Raw genomic sequence first — 16180 nt, forward strand, 5'->3', positions numbered from 1 at the left:
ATGCTCCCAATGATTAGATCTGTTATGAAATATAGTATTCACGTTCAATGAACGGGTCATGCTCCCAATGATTAGATCTGTTATGAAATATAGTATTCACGTTCAATGAACGTACCTACCACTTTGTCATGCATCTCTTCGGATTTGGAATAACCTATTGTTTTTCTATTCAGCCTCTTTATCCGGATACGAAGCGTAAGATTTGTTCTCTCGATACGTTGGGTAAATTTCTTTCCCGTGAGGTGTTTTTCCTGAGGCAGGCAATCGTAAACGGCATAATCATCTGTACAGTAAAACCGGATAGTAAAAGGAGACAAGAGTGCCAGCAGCTTTTTCAATGTTTTCCTGCTGCGATCCCCAAACACATGTGCCACTACCCGTTTCTTATTCGGCTCCCAGGCATACCAGAGCCAGCGTTGATTTTTCTTATTACCGACAAATGACCACTGCTCATCTATTTCACAGACAAGATGAATCTCACTGCCCGCAAGCGGCAGCGTAGTCACTTGTCTTGGTGTGAGTTTTTTAATGTGCGAATGACGGTGTTAATGCCGACTTTCAGAACCCGAGCCGTGTCCCTGACACCGGAGTTATTCACTGCCATATCAATAATTTGCTCTTTCACGCCGGGATAACAGGCTTGATAGGCATAATTCAGTTGAAAGGTTTTACGGCAGGCATAGCAGTGATAGCGGGGATGACCAGTACGCCCTTTTCCATGCCCTTTAACCTCTTCTGTTTTATGACAGTAACGACAAACCACATCAACTTTAGCCATCTCTCACCCCATAATAAAAAGCAGGGAGTTTATCACAAGATCTAATCATTGGGAGCATGACCAAGCAGTATATCCATGAACAATAATTATTTTTTTGCCAGAAAACCACCCTTGACCACTTATTTTTTCTGATATCACTAAATTTTCTCCTGTTTGATAATTAATCCATTTATGGAGTCAACCATCTAAATTGTTGCTTTGTTATTAGATCATAATCTTAGCCTATCCTGCTAGTTCTCTGGCCTGTTTTTCAAGCCAAGAAACCACTGCATAATTATTGAACAAATAAAAATGCCCCCCTACGAAAATTTGTTGTTCTATTAGCGCAGGTAACACTCGCCACCATTCCGCCAAACGAGAAACAGGAACTCTATTATCCCGATCTCCTCCTATCACATAGGTTGGGATATTCAACTTTACTTTCGGTAATAAAGACAAAGAATCCAACAAAATGAGATCGTTTTTCATCGTTTTGATCACATAATTACATAATTCGGGGTTAGCAAGAACATCGGCCGGTGTTCCTTCACATTGCTCAAGAATATTCAAAACATAAGAGTCAGAATACTCCTCACATGGCTTATTTTTCAACCTTTCTGGCTCTGTAAAACCACGGGCAGAGATAATAAGTGCTAATTGCTTTTCTGGTAATTCACTCTCCAGCCTACTAGCAACCTGATAAGCCAGTTCCGCACCCAAACTGTGCCCAAACAGTAATAAAGGTTTATCCTCTCCTAACCTTAAACGCTTTATTGCGGCAAGGATATCAGACAAAACAGTTTCAGCATCTACCTGAAAAGGCTCTGAAACACGCATTCCCCTGCCTGCAAGCTCCAAACAATAAACTTCAATAAATTCCGGTAAATTGTGAGCCAACTCAATGTAGGAAAAACAAGAGCCTCCGGCGTGATGAAAAAATAACAGTTGTGCTCCGGCCTCTGGCCTTTTAATCGCAGAAAATAAAACTAAATCAGACAAGATGAAGTTCCTTTAACAGAATAAGAGATATCCCATGAATTCTTCAAGCTATTGCTTTGTTGTTTACAACTGTAACCCGAAATCGATTGAATATAAATAACTTTGAAAAATATTCATCAGGGAAAGAATAATAACTATTTATTTCCTTTTCTATAACAGAAAAAATTGATTAGCTTATAATTATTGATTAACTCACAATGTTAGATTTGATGCGATTGCGTGCAAAGCAAAAGAAAATCAGTAAATGCCTAAGACATAGATAACGTGATGATTACAATGAAAAGTGTAGAGCCTATCAGATAGGGCTCTACACTTAAGTTCATACCTTTAATTTATCGCGCACAGCCATTAACGCAAACCCGAGTAAATTGAGGCCATCCCACATCAAGGGATTATTAATGTTAGGAGTGTCTTCGGATAATCCGATCCCCCAAATGCGGTCAACGGGACTAGCCTCAACTAATATTTGATCTCCAGTATTCAATAAAAACTCTGCCAATGACTTGTTTTGAGAAAACTTCGCTAAGTTTCCTTCAACCACTATATTTAACCGATGTTCATCCCAAATCGACTGGTTAAACCTACGTATTTCACGCCCATATGCTTTTGCCGCACCTGGATTTTTAGCATTGATAATTTTTTTCAGCACTTCGTGATCATTAAACAAACGGGCTTTACCTGCCATCATATAATGTTCCGCACTGACATATTTTATATTATCAACAATAAATGGCGCTGGATACCACTGACTTAAACAAGACTTAGTTATGTGGTTGGAATGATTGGTTTTATGCCCCCAGAAAAAAAGATATTTCAGTTTTTTTCCTGTCTGGTGCAAATCACATAAGGTTTTAATATCCATATTAACTCTCTATAACATGCTAATTTATCTTTAATACATAAACATTCCCTATCATACGAATTCTTTTATGTTTGTCGATGCATATCACATTAGTTTAATTAACATAGCATAAAAATAACTAAAATAAATTAAAAACCGCCCATGTAAAAGACAGAAAGCAAGAATAACTATATGTTTTTTGAATAAATGTTAATATTATTCTGAAATTATTTAATATTGAATTTACGGCCAATGGCAAATACAGAAACCAATCCCACCAAATCTATAGTGATTAAAGTACCAGCAAATAATATTTCTCCTCTAAAAGCAAAAACAGTCGCAATGATTAAAATAAATATGGTAATGAAAAAGCCCATCCATTGTCCTCGCCTATCCCTGTTTATCACACCATCCAACGCCTTATTCTGCTTTTCATGTTGAAAAACCTGCTCTTTTTCTCTGAGAGAAAATACTCTTTCAGCGTAACCAGGTAAAATTGTTTCATAACTCTTCAATACTTCAGGAGATGGAAATGAATCAAGACAATGAGATATCTCTTTATTTTCGAGTAAATATCCATCCGACAAATCAGCATCTAAAGCATTGCGGTAATCATTTATGGGCATAATGTCAAGAATGCTCCCTATCGCTCTGAAGTAATGATCAATGTTAAAGTTCACGTTTTCTCCTCCAACAATATACACAAAAAACGCTTTAATAAAATCAGTGAGATAATTAAGTTTAACCTATAATAGAGATGAATTAATCGTACTTCTGATATCTTCGTTATTCACAATACACCTTGCTTTTGGCTAGGGAACGGGCGGCATTCTTCAGCTTTGTAGGTTCCATCTTCTTGACGAATCAAAAATATTTTCCGGCCTGAGCGCAATGCCTTACTGATCGCTGTTTGATGAACACCGACTAAACGTGCTGCTTTAACCTGGCCATTCAACTTTACATACTCTGATAATGGGATTTTTTCCATACGATTTCTCCTCCTCTCAAAATAATATCTAAAGTACTAAATATTTCAATACTTTTAGTATTTATCATTTTAATAGCGTTGGTATTAAAATGATCCCATGAAAAAGAAACTTACAGCAGAACAAATTGCAGATGCAGCACGCTTAAAAGAGCTATTTGAGTCTAAGAAAAAACAGCTCGGCATCTCTCAGGAAACACTTGCAGAAGAAATTGGCAAGACACAAAGTGCAATTTCACACTATCTCAACGGGATAAATGCCCTTAACTTGGAGATGGCGGCCTATTTTGCCCAAAAACTGGAAGTCAAAATTGCAGATTTCAGTCCATCGCTGGATAAACAAGCAAGAAAACTTGTCTCTGTTCTCTATGATGATAATGCTGCATTTGCCAGTCATATGCTCCTACATAAGCAATATCCATTACTCGACTGGGTAAATGCAGGTAATTGGTGCGAAGATCCCGCATCAAAATACCAAACAAGCCACAAGGCAAAGGTATATGAAACCTGTGTTGAATGTTCACAACGTGCTTTTTGGCTGGAAGTAAAAGGTGATTCAATGGTATCGCCGTATGGGCTAAGCATCCCACAAGGCATGATCATTTTAGTTGATCCAGAAGTTAAGCCGGCTCCCAGCAATTTAGTCGTAGCAAAACTCGATGGAGAGAAGGAACTGACTTTCAAGCAATTGATTACTGAAGGATATGATACGTTTTTGAAGCCATTAAATCCCCAATACAATATGATTCCTCTTAACAATCAAGTACATATTATTGGAGTAGTTGTGGAAGTGAGGATGGGGAAATTACCTTAAAAATAGTAAGTTGTCTGAGAATGATTATCCAAACTTACTTGTTATTAAATAACATTACCAGTTATGAAAACGACATTATCCGTAATGATCGGGGCATATCTATTATTTTTTGCTATAAAATCAATATAATATACTGAATTAACAAACTATAGAGTGTTATCCATCCCCGATCGAGTGGTAAAACCAGAGTTTACTGTTAGTAGTAAACACAATTACCAACATTTTTACCGGATTTCATTACTGATTCCGTGTGTCAGGTACAAATTGTCAGTATCAATATCCCTATCGAATATGACATATCTTGGCAACACTTCGCCTTTAATCCACATTCTTATGCTACAATTCGCTTGAGTCACTTCAACATCATAATGATCAATTTTATAACGTAACTCAGGATAATGCTCATCAAGCGCTAATAAAACTCTCTCTTCCAAGTTCATACTCATAAATCTACCTCCCATTTTTCTAAAAGATAGCTTTAAGTAATTCACTGTTTTATTTAGACTATAAACAGATTATCATACACAGGAGGAAATTATGATTGAAAATCACTTAAATATACTCATTAAAGCAGCTTTTATTGAGAATATGGCCTTAAGTTTCTTCCTTGGCATGTGTACTTTTTTAGCTGTTTCTAAAGAGGTCAAAACCGCATTTAAACTGGGTGTAACAGTCACAGTGCTGCTTACATTAGCCACTCCAATCAATAACTTAATTTATAATTACATACTCAAAGAGAATATTCTTATTGAAGAAATAGATTTATCATTTCTTAATTTTATAACCTTTATCGGTGTCTTAGCTGCTCTTGTCCAAATTTTGGAAATGTTTCTCGATAAATTTATTCCCTCCCTTTATCACTCACTAGGAATTTTTCTGCCATTGCTCACTATTCACTGCGCGATTTTTGGCGCCACTATATTTATGGTTGAGCGAAACTATAACTTTGCTGAATCTATTACTTATGGCGCAGGTTGTGGCATTGGCTGGATGCTGGCAATTATTGCCCTGGCCGGGTTACGAGAAAAAATGAAATATTCAAATATCCCCAATGGATTGAAAGGATTAGGAATTACTTTTATCACTGTTGGCCTTATGTCACTTGGATTTATGTCATTTTCTGGGATATCAATTTAGTAAAATGAATAAATTAACCGATAAAAGCAAAAAAAATCCGCAAACGCGAGGCTTATAATTCTGTCAAGCTATTCATAGGTCAATCCGCTTAACAACTTTGATCCGGCTGTTCTTGCTTTCCATTGTTAATAAAGCAGGACAGGCAGGAATTAAAGAACAAGTCGTTGACCTTGCTATGAACAACTCAGGTATTCGTGATACTGCCCGTGCATTACATATCAGTATCAATGCTGTAATACGTGTTTTAAAAAACTCAAACCGCGATGTGTAACAACACTTCCGCTGGGAAATGTCAACGTTCAGCTCATCTGTGAAGTTGATGAAATGTGGTCATTTGTCGGGAATAAAAAGTACCAACGCCGGCTATGGTATGCCTGGGAACCTCGACTAAAGCGTATTATCACTCACACGTTTGGAAGGCGGAACAAGAAAACGCTTAAAAAGCTTCTGAAAAAATTATCGCGATTCAATGTGGCTTTTTGGTGTACAGATAAGTTTAAAGCTGACAATATGTTGTCTGAAAATACACACCTCGTCGGGAAAAGTTTCACACAACGTGTCGAACGTGAAAATCTTACACTTCGCAACAGAATTAAACGATTGAACCGTAAAACACTTGGCTATTCAAAATTCCCTGAGATGCATGATAAAGTTATCGGGACTTTTATTGAAAAGAGAATACTATCTTTAAAGCGGATCAACGGATTGAATACACGCCTGATGATTATATAAGACGGAGAAATTCTTCTCCGTCTTCATATTTCAAGTTTTCTGCAAAATCCCTTTTGCCAAGATCCAGTTTATTATTTACTACCATAACTTCTAAGAACATCATATAAATCGACTACTAACTAATGCCATTCCCATTACATCACAATATTGACCATTTCTAAACGACTGCATACGCCGTATGCCTTCAGCTTCAAAACCAAATTTTTTATACAGGGCAATCGCTTTTTCATTATCTGTAAAAACTTCCAGTTCAATTCTGATGCAGCCTAACCAATTGAATGCATAATCAATGGTAAAAGCCATCAACTTTGAACCAACCCCCTTACCAAAATAAGCCGCATCAACACCAATACCAATCCCCACGGCATGTCTACGTCTCGGGTTAGCATAGGTAAATAACGCTATTGTACCCACGACCTTGCCATTTACTTCAGCCACAAAATCAATATGCCCTTGTGTTTTATTTAATTTTAAACGTTCACGCCACATTTCATGCGAAGGACATGGTCGTTGTAACGTATTGAAGTAAACGTCAGGATGGCTAAAAATTCGTTGATAATGCTCAGCATCCTCTGGCTCAGTTGCCCTTATTATAATTTCCATACACACCTCTTTTTAACTTGCCCTCGTTATAACTACCTGATAAAAAAACAAATGTAAATAGCGTATTAAATCTTAATTTAAAATAATAATTCAGTTTTCTACTGAAGTTATTTCATACCCATTTATTTTTTGGAGTTCATATGGTTCAGGAAAATATAGCTACTTTTGAATTACTCAAAAATCTTGAAGTGAGTCTTCACGGTAAAAAAAGAAATAATCCCAACTGGCTAGATATAGTATTACACGATAACTTTCTGGAAATAAGTAAATCAGGTTATGTTTATACTAAAAAAGATGTATTTGATGTATTAACTACAGAAAAAAAAACTACTTTTCAACTTTTCTCAAAAGATTTTTCTATGCGTTGTCTTGATGAAAATATTGTATTACTAACTTATCAGTCTTACGAATTGGATCGAACTGGCGCCCTATTCAATCAAGCATTTCGTTCATCAATTTGGCAATTATCTTCAACCAATAAATGGCAGCTTAGATTTCATCAAGGTACGCTCATACCTATTTAAGATAAAAATGGCCCAATATTTGGGCCATATCAAAAGGATTCTTTTACTTAATGAGTAAGGCGGATTTTACGCTTTCTCACAATCTGAAATCCGATCATTAGAACAATAAACCAAATTGGTGTAGCTATTAACGCCTGGCGAGTATCTGTCTGTAAGGAAAGTAATACCAAAACAAAAGCAAAGAAAACTAAGCATACCCAAGACATTACAATACCAAATGGCATTTTATACACAGAAGCTTGATGCAGTTCTGGGCGACGTTTTCTATAAACCAGATATGAACATAAGATCATACTCCAAATAAACATAAACAAGATCGCAGAAACGGTTGTCACTAGAGTAAAAACTTTCATCACATCGGGAATAAAATAGATCAAAATGACACCAAAAGAGAGGCACAGGCAAGTAAAGACCAACCCTGATGCAGGAACCGAACGACGGGAAAGACGGCTAAACTGTTTTGGTGCATCTCCTTCTTTCGCCAGACCGAACAACATCCGGCTAGTAGAGAAAACCCCACTATTTGCCGAAGATGCCGCAGACGTCAAAACCACAAAGTTGACAATACTGGCAGCAGCAGGCAATCCGATCAAAACAAACAATTCCACAAAAGGACTTTTATCCGCACTGACGACTCGCCACGGCGTGACTGACATAATGACAATCAGAGCCAACACATAAAATGTAATAATGCGGATTGGAATAGCATTAATCGCTTTTGGTAAAGATTTCATCGGATTTTTAGTTTCCGCTGCGGCAGTTCCCACCAATTCAATGCCAACAAAAGCAAATATCGCTATCTGGAACCCGGCAAAAAAACCACTTAACCCCATGGGGAACATACCACCATCATTCCAGACATTAGAAAATGCTGCAACATGTCCTGCTGGTGATTTAAAGTTGATGCCAATCAAAATGCCTCCTGTCACAATCAAGGCAATAATGGCAATAATTTTAATCATGGCAAACCAAAACTCCAGTTCTCCAAACAGTTTTACTGTCGCGAGATTCAGAGTTAACAATACCAGAACACACAAAAGCGAAGTTCCCCATTCTGGAAAGCCGGGTACCCAATATCCAACATAAGCAGTGATGGCAACAATATCTGCTATACCCGTAATTACCCAGCAGAACCAATAAGTCCAGCCTACAAAAAAACCTGCCCATGGCCCTAGTAAATCCGCGGAGAAATCGCTGAACGACTTATAGTGCAAATTAGAAAGCAATAACTCTCCCATTGCCCGCATAACAAAAAACAGCATAAAGCCTATGATCATATAAACAAAAATGATCGATGGTCCCGCAAGAGAGATAGTTTTGCCTGATCCCATAAACAGGCCAGTACCGATGGCACCACCAATTGCGATTAGCTGTATATGTCGGTTGGTGAGACTTCGCTGTAAGTGCGAGCTTCCAGTTTCAGTAGTGTGAGTAGGTTGTATTTTTTCTTCCATAGTTGTATCCAATTTATTCTCACAGCATGGCCTTAATACCCTCACGCTGTGTTTAATAGAACATTTTGACATAGACAACCGCGCTATTAACAGAAGGATTTCACATGAAAAACAGAGTGATTATAATTCAACCAATTAGTTAAGAGTTTACTGTACGTATTTTATTCAATTGGTGAAAAAATGGATATAAGCCATTGACGCCCAGTTGACACTGGAGAATAATTAATCGTGTTGGGTCGTTAGCTCAGTCGGTAGAGCAGTTGACTCTTAATCAATTGGTCGGGAGTTCGAGCCTCCCACGACCCACCATAATTATCAAAGACTTGCGTCAAATTCGCGAGTCCTTTTCTTTTTCAAGGATACCTTTTCAAAGTAATAGAAAGTATAACGAGTTAATGTAATTGCTGTACAAAACAAGCAGCACACAAGAACAAAAAAACCTTGATCTTAAAAAAGGTCATGTTCCCAATGATTAGATGTTGTGATAAAGTCCCCACTTTTTATTATGGGTGAGAGATGGCTAAAGTTGATGTGGTTTGTCGTTACTGTCACAAAACAGAAGAGGTGAAAGGACATGGAAAAGGGCGCACTGGCCATCCCCGCTATCACTGTTACACCTGCCGTAAAACTTTTCAACTAACCTATACCTATCAAGCCTGTAATCCTGGCATGAAAGAGCGGATTATTGATATGGCGATGAATAACGCCGGTGTCAGGGATACCGCTCGCGTCCTGAAGGTCGGCATTAACACGGTCATTCGCACACGAAAAACCTCACCCCCAGACAGGTAACCACATTGCCTCTGGCAGGAAGTGATATCCAGATTATCTGTGAACTAGACGAGCAATGGTCATTTGTCGGTAACAAGAAAAACCAACGCTGGCTCTGGTATGCCTGGGAACCCTTGATGAAGCGGATTGTGGCTCATGTATTTGGTGATCGCAGCAGGAAAACGCTGAAAAAATTGTTGGCTCTTCTGGCTCCTTTCGATATCCAGTTCTACTGTACGGATAATTATGCCGTTTATGATTGCCTTCCTGAGGAAAAACATCTCACAGGAAAGGCCTTGACCCAACGTATAGAAAGAACCAACCTGACTCTTCGTATCCGTATAAAAAGGTTAAATCGAAAAACGATAGGCTATTCTAAATCCGAAGTGATGCACGATAAGGTAATAGGAACATTCATTGAACGTGAATACTACTTTCCCTAAATGATCTAACCATTGGGTTCATGACCCTGCATTGAGGAGCAATAAAAAGCCTCGTACCTGCAAAGTACGGGGCTTCTGTTTTATTGGATTACTTAGTCTTATAATGCGCTTCGGCATCAGCAAAACGTTGTTGTGTTGCCTGACTTGGTGCTTTTCCTAGTAAGCTCACCACAATAATAGCAACCGTCGCGAAGATAAAGCCTGGAATAATTTCATACAGGGAAAACCAGCGGTACTCCATCCAGACCAGTACAGTGATAGCTCCCACCAACATACCAGCCAGCGCACCGTTACGGGTCATACGTTTCCAGAGTACTGACATCAGTACCACAGGGCCAAATGCTGCACCAAATCCTGCCCAGGCATTACTCGCCAGTGCTAACACCTTATTATTCGGGTTAGTTGCAATCACAATTGCGATAGCTGCTACCAGCAGTACCATCATACGTCCAACCCATACCAATTCTTTCTGACTAGCCTTGGTACGGATAAATGCTTTATACAGATCTTCCGTCAGTGCACTGGAACAAACCAATAGTTGACAACTTAAGGTACTCATAACTGCGGCCAATACAGCAGATAGTAATACACCAGTGAGCCACGGATTGAACAAAATGACAGCCAGTTCTATAAAGATGCGCTCACGGTTTTGCAATACAGCAGTAGCCTGGCCTGGATATAATTCAAAATACGCGATACCAAAGAAACCCACTGCCACGGTTCCCCCTAAACACAACAGCATCCACGTCATACTAATACGACGAGCCTTGTGAATAGTCTGGTGGGAATCTGCGGCCATAAAACGTGCCAAAATATGCGGTTGGCCAAAATAACCAAAACCCCAGCCCAACAGGGAAATAATGGCAATGATATTCAGTCCCTTGAACATATCCAAGTAAGCAGGGCTCTTGGCTTCAACGATATTAATTGCAGTACCAACACCTCCCACTTTAAGCAGGATCAGCACCGGCACCAAAATCAAGGCAAAAATCATCAAAGTTGCCTGAACCGTATCCGTCCAACTCACGGCCAAGAAGCCGCCGAGGAAAGTATAGGCAATTGTCGCCAATGCACCTAGCCAGATAGCCTTTTCGTAGCTAATGCCGAACGTGTTTTCAAACAACAATCCACCCGCGACAACACCCGATGCACAATAAATGGTGAAGAAAATCAGGATAACCAGAGCAGAGATAATACGCAGGATTTTACTTCGGTCTTCAAAACGATGGGTGAAATAGTCTGGTAAAGTCAACGCGTTATTATTTATCTCAGTATGCACACGCAATCTGCCCGCTACCCAACGCCAGTTCAAATACGCACCCAGCAAACAACCCAATGCGATCCAACTTTCTGAAATACCGGAGAAAAAGATTACTCCCGGCAATCCCATCAATAACCAGCCACTCATATCAGAAGCGCCAGCAGATAATGCGGTTACCACACTACCCAATTTCCGCCCACCCAATATGTAATCATCAAAATTCTTGGTGGAACGATAAGCCGCAAAACCTATCAACAACATCCCTGCGATATAGATAATGAAGGTAATGAGCATTGGTGAATTTACTGTCATGCAGGTTCTTCTCCATAGTGTTTTTATAAATTATGTCTCTGCAAATGGGTTATTTGCGTAAATAATGTCATCTATGCTTGAAGTATTTTTAAGTGATACCTCATCTTCTTGATCAGGCTGTAACAAGTTGTACCTGAAGATGCCATTAGTTTTCACATGTACTATTTATACTTGTAATTATTTTAAAATTACATTCTATCCTAGTTTATATAAAATATTTTTAACAACAAATTAACTGTATTTTTATAAAAAACGCTTGCTAAATCACATTTATCACTCCAGAAGTTGCACCTGAAACTAAATAACTGGTTATACCCCAAATTTGCACAATTAAAATAAAACATATAAATATCAATATAATAAATAAAAGCCAATAATAAAATTCTCTGAAAAAATATTGAAAACAAGATTAATTTCACAAATTTAGAATGACCGCTTTTAACAAAGTTGCACAAAGTTGCAACATGAAAGATATTGTTATGTAACTTGTTCTAATCTTACCTATTAAGGAGTGAAAATGGGTAGTACCACTATGGGTGTAAAGCTCGATGAAGCAACGCGTAATCGAATCAAATCCGCAGCACAACGAATTGAACGCACACCACACTGGCTAATTAAGCAAGCCATTTTTAATTACCTTGAACGTCTGGAAAATGAGGGAAAGCTTCCAGAAATATCAGCGGGTCAGGATAACAAAGAAGAAATGATTTCCGAAGTAGAATCACAGATTGAGGCACCTTATCAACCATTTCTGGATTTTGCCGAACATATTTTACCCCAATCGGTGAAACGTTCTGCAATTACTGCGGCCTATCGTCTCCCCGAAACTCAAGCGGTTCCTATGCTGCTGCAACGTGCACAGCTATCAGAAGAACAAGCGAAGGCAGCTCACAAACTCGCTTATTCTATTGCCGAAAAACTACGTCAACAAAAACAGGGCATTGGCCGATCAGGTTTGGTTCAGGGATTGTTACAAGAGTTTTCACTTTCTTCACAGGAAGGGGTGGCATTGATGTGCCTCGCTGAAGCTTTGTTACGCATCCCCGACAAAGCAACCCGCGATGCTTTGATCCGCGATAAAATCAGTAACGGCAACTGGCATTCTCATCTAGGCCAAAGCCCCTCCATGTTTGTCAACGCTGCAACGTGGGGCTTGTTGTTCACTGGTAAGCTGGTGTCCACCCACAATGAAGCCAAGTTATCCAAATCCTTAAACCGTATTATCAGCAAAAGCGGCGAGCCGTTGGTACGCAAGGGTGTGGATATGGCGATGCGCCTGATGGGTGAGCAATTTGTGACGGGAGAAACCATCGCCCAGGCCCTTGCCAATGCGCGCAAACTGGAGGAAAAAGGCTTCCGTTATTCTTATGATATGCTCGGCGAGGCCGCACTAACCGAAGAAGATGCGCAAGCCTACATGGTTTCCTATCAGCAAGCGATCCATGCCATTGGTAAGGCATCAAACGGCCGTGGTATTTATGAGGGACCAGGCATTTCCATCAAACTTTCTGCCCTGCATCCGCGTTACAGCCGTGCCCAGTACGAACGTGTTATTGATGAACTCTATCCTCGCCTACTTTCCCTGACCTTACAGGCCCGCCAATATGATATCGGTATCAATATTGATGCAGAAGAAGCCGATCGTCTGGAAATCTCCCTCGATTTGCTGGAAAAATTGTGTTTCGAGCCAAAACTGGAAGGCTGGAACGGTATTGGTTTTGTCATTCAGGCTTACCAGAAACGCTGTCCTTTCGTCATTGACAGCATTATTGATTTGGCACAACGTAGCCGCCACAGGTTGATGATCCGGCTGGTGAAAGGAGCTTATTGGGATAGTGAAATTAAACGTGCCCAAATCGATGGTCTGGAAGATTATCCGGTGTATACCCGCAAGATCTATACCGATGTTTCTTACCTTGCCTGTGCCCGTAAACTGCTCGCTGTCCCTAATCTGATCTACCCACAATTTGCTACCCATAACGCTCATACTCTATCCGCCATTTATCACCTTGCGGGACAAAATTATTATCCCGGACAATATGAGTTCCAATGTCTGCATGGTATGGGTGAGCCGCTTTATGAACAAGTTGTCGGCAAGATCTCAGAAGGTAAACTCAATCGTCCCTGCCGTATTTACGCACCGGTAGGCACACACGAAACATTACTGGCCTATTTGGTGCGCCGTTTACTGGAAAATGGGGCGAATACTTCGTTTGTTAATCGCATTGCCGATACGTCACTGCCGATTGATGAATTGGTCGCTGATCCGGTAAAAATTGTACAGGAATTGGCACAAACTGAAGGGCAAATCGGCTTACCACATCCTAAAATCCCTCTGCCACGTGATTTATACGGCAAAAACCGTGTTAACTCATTAGGACTAGATCTTTCCAATGAACATCGTTTAGCCTCTCTTTCCAGCGCCCTGCTCAGTTCTTCAATGGAAACATGGAATAGCGAACCGTTATTAGGTGGAGGCTACCAACCGACAGAAGAATTGCCTACAGCTAAGCCGGTGAACAATCCCGCCATAAATTCCGATATCGTGGGTTATGTTCGTGAAGCCACTGAGCAAGAAGTCATCCACGCGCTGGATGTGGCTACCGATGCCGGCGCGATTTGGTTTGCCACTCCCCCTTCAGAACGTGCCGCAATTTTAGTGCGTGCAGCGGAGTTGATGGAAAATGACCTGCAATCTTTGCTCGGCATTCTGGTTCGTGAAGCGGGTAAAACATTCAACAATGCGATTGCCGAAGTACGTGAAGCCGTAGATTTTCTCCACTATTATGCCAGCCAGGTTCGCCAGGATTTCGCCAATGATACCCACCGTCCACTAGGACCTGTGGTGTGTATCAGCCCGTGGAATTTTCCGCTGGCAATTTTCACCGGCCAAATCGCGGCTGCATTGGCAGCAGGTAATAGTGTTCTGGCAAAACCCGCAGAACAGACGCCTCTTATTGCCGCCGTTGCAGTAAAAATATTGCACCAAGCGGGTATTCCTCGCGATGTGCTGCAATTACTGCCCGGACAAGGAGAAACGGTGGGGGCACTACTGGTTGGTGATGAGCGTGTACGCGGTGTGATGTTTACCGGCTCAACCGCAGTTGCCAGCTTGTTGCAACGCAATATTGCCGGTCGTCTTGATGCACAAGGGCGCCCGACACCGTTGATCGCAGAAACCGGTGGCCTGAATGCCATGATCGTCGACTCTTCCGCGTTAACTGAGCAAGTTGTTACTGATGTCATTGCTTCTGCTTTTGACAGTGCAGGCCAGCGCTGTTCTGCCCTGCGTATCCTGTGTGTTCAGGAAGATGTCGCTGAAAGGACTATCGCCATGCTGAAAGGAGCGATGGCTGAATGCCGGATGGGTAATACTGAGCACTTATTCACAGATATTGGCCCCGTCATTGATGCAGAAGCGAAAGCGGGTATCGAACGTCATATCCAAACCATGCGTACCAAAGGTCGGGCAATTTATCAGGCGGTATACGAAAATGCCACCGACAATCTGGAGTGGTCACAAGGTACTTTCGTCCAACCAACGCTTATCGAGTTGGAAAGTTTCGATGAATTGAAGAAAGAAATTTTCGGGCCAGTCCTGCATGTTGTCCGTTTTAAACGTAATGAGTTGGATAAACTGCTGGATCAAATCAACGCTACGGGTTATGGCTTGACGTTGGGAATCCACACTCGTATCGATGAAACCATCGCCCAGGTTACAAGCAAAGCGAAAGTCGGCAACATATATGTCAACCGCAATATGGTCGGCGCCGTCGTCGGCGTGCAACCGTTTGGTGGCGAAGGCTTGTCAGGTACAGGACCAAAAGCCGGTGGGCCATTGTATCTGTACCGTTTGCTGTCACAACGCCCTCTCAGTGCTGCCAGCCAAACTCTGGAACGACAGGATACAGAATATGAGCTTGATGCTAAAGCCCGTGTTGACCTGCACTCGCCTCTCTACAAACTGGCAGATTGGGCAATCGAGCAGAATAATGAAGCATTAGGCCAGGTGATTCAGGAATACAGTTTACTGGCACAAGGCGGGACAGTACGTTTATTGCCGGGACCAACCGGAGAGCGCAATACTTATGCCTTACTGCCACGCGGTCCTGTTCTTTGCCTGGCAGACAACGAACAGGATGCATTGGTGCAATTAGCCGCAGTACTCTCTGTCGGTTGTCAGGCACTTTGGGAGAAAGACGAACTGCATCAAGAGCTACAACGCCAGTTACCGAGTGAAATTCACCGGCATATCCATTGGGTTAACGATTGGCAGCATGAAGAAACACCGATAGCAGCGGTTATTTATCATGGCGATTGCGACCAATTGCGCCGAGTATGTGAGGTGATAGCCCAACGTAAGGGGCCGATTATCTCCGTACAGGGTTTTGCCCGTGGTGAAACCAATTTACTGCTAGAACGCTTACTGCATGAACGTTCATTAAGTGTTAATACGGCAGCAGCAGGCGGTAATGCTAGTTTGATGACAATTGGTTAATATTATTACGGTTAGCGTGATTTTTTTCGTTGAAGCCACTTAAATACAT

14 protein-coding genes, 1 tRNA gene and 1 pseudogene are annotated in these 16180 nt (G+C 41.0%); 7 read left to right on the forward strand and 9 right to left on the reverse strand.

What is annotated here, in order from left to right; genetic code table 11:
• Positions 1-80 precede the first annotated feature (80 nt).
• The 5 genes from ACE1SE_RS10435 to ACE1SE_RS10455 form a co-directional block, all read right to left on the reverse strand.
• A protein-coding gene (locus ACE1SE_RS10435) for an IS1 family transposase (RefSeq protein WP_374050839.1) occupies positions 81-778 on the reverse strand; the annotation gives its coding sequence in 2 pieces (ribosomal slippage) (positions 81-529 and positions 529-778; 699 coding nt in all).
• 222 nt (positions 779-1000) lie between these two features.
• Positions 1001-1756 carry a thioesterase II family protein gene (locus tag ACE1SE_RS10440; RefSeq protein ID WP_374050840.1) on the reverse strand — a complete coding sequence of 252 codons (756 nt, stop codon included), beginning with the start codon at positions 1754-1756 and terminating at the stop codon, positions 1001-1003.
• A gap of 319 nt (positions 1757-2075) precedes the next feature.
• Entirely contained in the window at positions 2076-2618 is a 543-nt protein-coding gene (gene ybiA, locus ACE1SE_RS10445; protein WP_374050841.1) for a riboflavin biosynthesis intermediates N-glycosidase, read from the reverse strand.
• A gap of 206 nt (positions 2619-2824) precedes the next feature.
• Positions 2825-3277: a DUF2335 domain-containing protein gene (locus ACE1SE_RS10450; RefSeq protein ID WP_374050842.1), complete on the reverse strand. Its 453-nt coding sequence runs from the start codon at positions 3275-3277 to the stop codon at positions 2825-2827.
• Between the two features lie 110 nt (positions 3278-3387).
• The gene (locus ACE1SE_RS10455) at positions 3388-3585 is read right to left on the reverse strand and encodes a Cro/CI family transcriptional regulator (RefSeq protein ID WP_047771141.1); all 198 of its coding nucleotides are present in this window, start codon (positions 3583-3585) and stop codon (positions 3388-3390) included.
• Positions 3586-3682: 97 nt separating this feature from the next.
• Here ACE1SE_RS10455 and ACE1SE_RS10460 point away from each other — a divergent pair, with 97 nt between their 5' ends.
• Positions 3683-4396 (forward strand): LexA family protein, encoded by a 714-nt coding sequence (locus ACE1SE_RS10460; protein ID WP_374050843.1) that lies wholly within the window; start codon positions 3683-3685, stop codon positions 4394-4396.
• Between the two features lie 224 nt (positions 4397-4620).
• On the opposite strand, the gene ACE1SE_RS10465 is transcribed toward ACE1SE_RS10460, so the two are convergent.
• A complete protein-coding gene (locus ACE1SE_RS10465; RefSeq protein WP_374050844.1) occupies positions 4621-4842 on the reverse strand; it encodes a hypothetical protein in 222 nt (73 codons plus the stop codon).
• 91 nt (positions 4843-4933) lie between these two features.
• Here ACE1SE_RS10465 and nqrE point away from each other — a divergent pair, with 91 nt between their 5' ends.
• Positions 4934-5533, forward strand: a complete 600-nt coding sequence (nqrE, locus tag ACE1SE_RS10470; protein WP_374050845.1) for an NADH:ubiquinone reductase (Na(+)-transporting) subunit E — start codon at positions 4934-4936, stop codon at positions 5531-5533.
• Positions 5534-5666: 133 nt separating this feature from the next.
• Positions 5667-6265 (forward strand): annotated as a pseudogene (locus ACE1SE_RS10475) (IS1 family transposase); the annotation flags it as partial.
• A 99-nt stretch (positions 6266-6364) separates the two neighbouring features.
• On the opposite strand, the gene ACE1SE_RS10480 reads toward ACE1SE_RS10475, so the two are convergent.
• Positions 6365-6868 carry a GNAT family N-acetyltransferase gene (locus ACE1SE_RS10480; protein WP_374050846.1) on the reverse strand — a complete coding sequence of 168 codons (504 nt, stop codon included), beginning with the start codon at positions 6866-6868 and terminating at the stop codon, positions 6365-6367.
• Positions 6869-7008: 140 nt separating this feature from the next.
• Between ACE1SE_RS10480 and ACE1SE_RS10485 the strand changes: the two genes are divergently transcribed.
• Positions 7009-7392 carry a nuclear transport factor 2 family protein gene (locus ACE1SE_RS10485; protein ID WP_374050847.1) on the forward strand — a complete coding sequence of 128 codons (384 nt, stop codon included), beginning with the start codon at positions 7009-7011 and terminating at the stop codon, positions 7390-7392.
• A 47-nt stretch (positions 7393-7439) separates the two neighbouring features.
• On the opposite strand, the gene cycA is transcribed toward ACE1SE_RS10485, so the two are convergent.
• The gene (gene cycA, locus ACE1SE_RS10490) at positions 7440-8846 is read right to left on the reverse strand and encodes a D-serine/D-alanine/glycine transporter (protein WP_374050848.1); all 1407 of its coding nucleotides are present in this window, start codon (positions 8844-8846) and stop codon (positions 7440-7442) included.
• A gap of 233 nt (positions 8847-9079) precedes the next feature.
• On the opposite strand from cycA, the gene ACE1SE_RS10495 reads away from it, so the two are divergent.
• Positions 9080-9155, forward strand: a tRNA-Lys gene (locus tag ACE1SE_RS10495).
• Positions 9156-9362: 207 nt separating this feature from the next.
• A protein-coding gene (locus ACE1SE_RS10500) for an IS1 family transposase (RefSeq protein WP_374050722.1) occupies positions 9363-10060 on the forward strand; the annotation gives its coding sequence in 2 pieces (ribosomal slippage) (positions 9363-9612 and positions 9612-10060; 699 coding nt in all).
• Between the two features lie 88 nt (positions 10061-10148).
• On the opposite strand, the gene putP is transcribed toward ACE1SE_RS10500, so the two are convergent.
• Positions 10149-11633 (reverse strand): sodium/proline symporter PutP, encoded by a 1485-nt coding sequence (putP, locus tag ACE1SE_RS10505; protein WP_374050849.1) that lies wholly within the window; start codon positions 11631-11633, stop codon positions 10149-10151.
• A 517-nt stretch (positions 11634-12150) separates the two neighbouring features.
• Here putP and putA point away from each other — a divergent pair.
• Positions 12151-16131 (forward strand): trifunctional transcriptional regulator/proline dehydrogenase/L-glutamate gamma-semialdehyde dehydrogenase, encoded by a 3981-nt coding sequence (gene putA / locus ACE1SE_RS10510; protein WP_374050850.1) that lies wholly within the window; start codon positions 12151-12153, stop codon positions 16129-16131.
• The last annotated feature ends 49 nt before the right edge of the window (positions 16132-16180 follow it).

It is taken from the genome of Xenorhabdus taiwanensis (genome assembly GCF_036512875.1).
In the GTDB taxonomy this organism is placed as follows: domain Bacteria; phylum Pseudomonadota; class Gammaproteobacteria; order Enterobacterales; family Enterobacteriaceae; genus Xenorhabdus; species Xenorhabdus taiwanensis.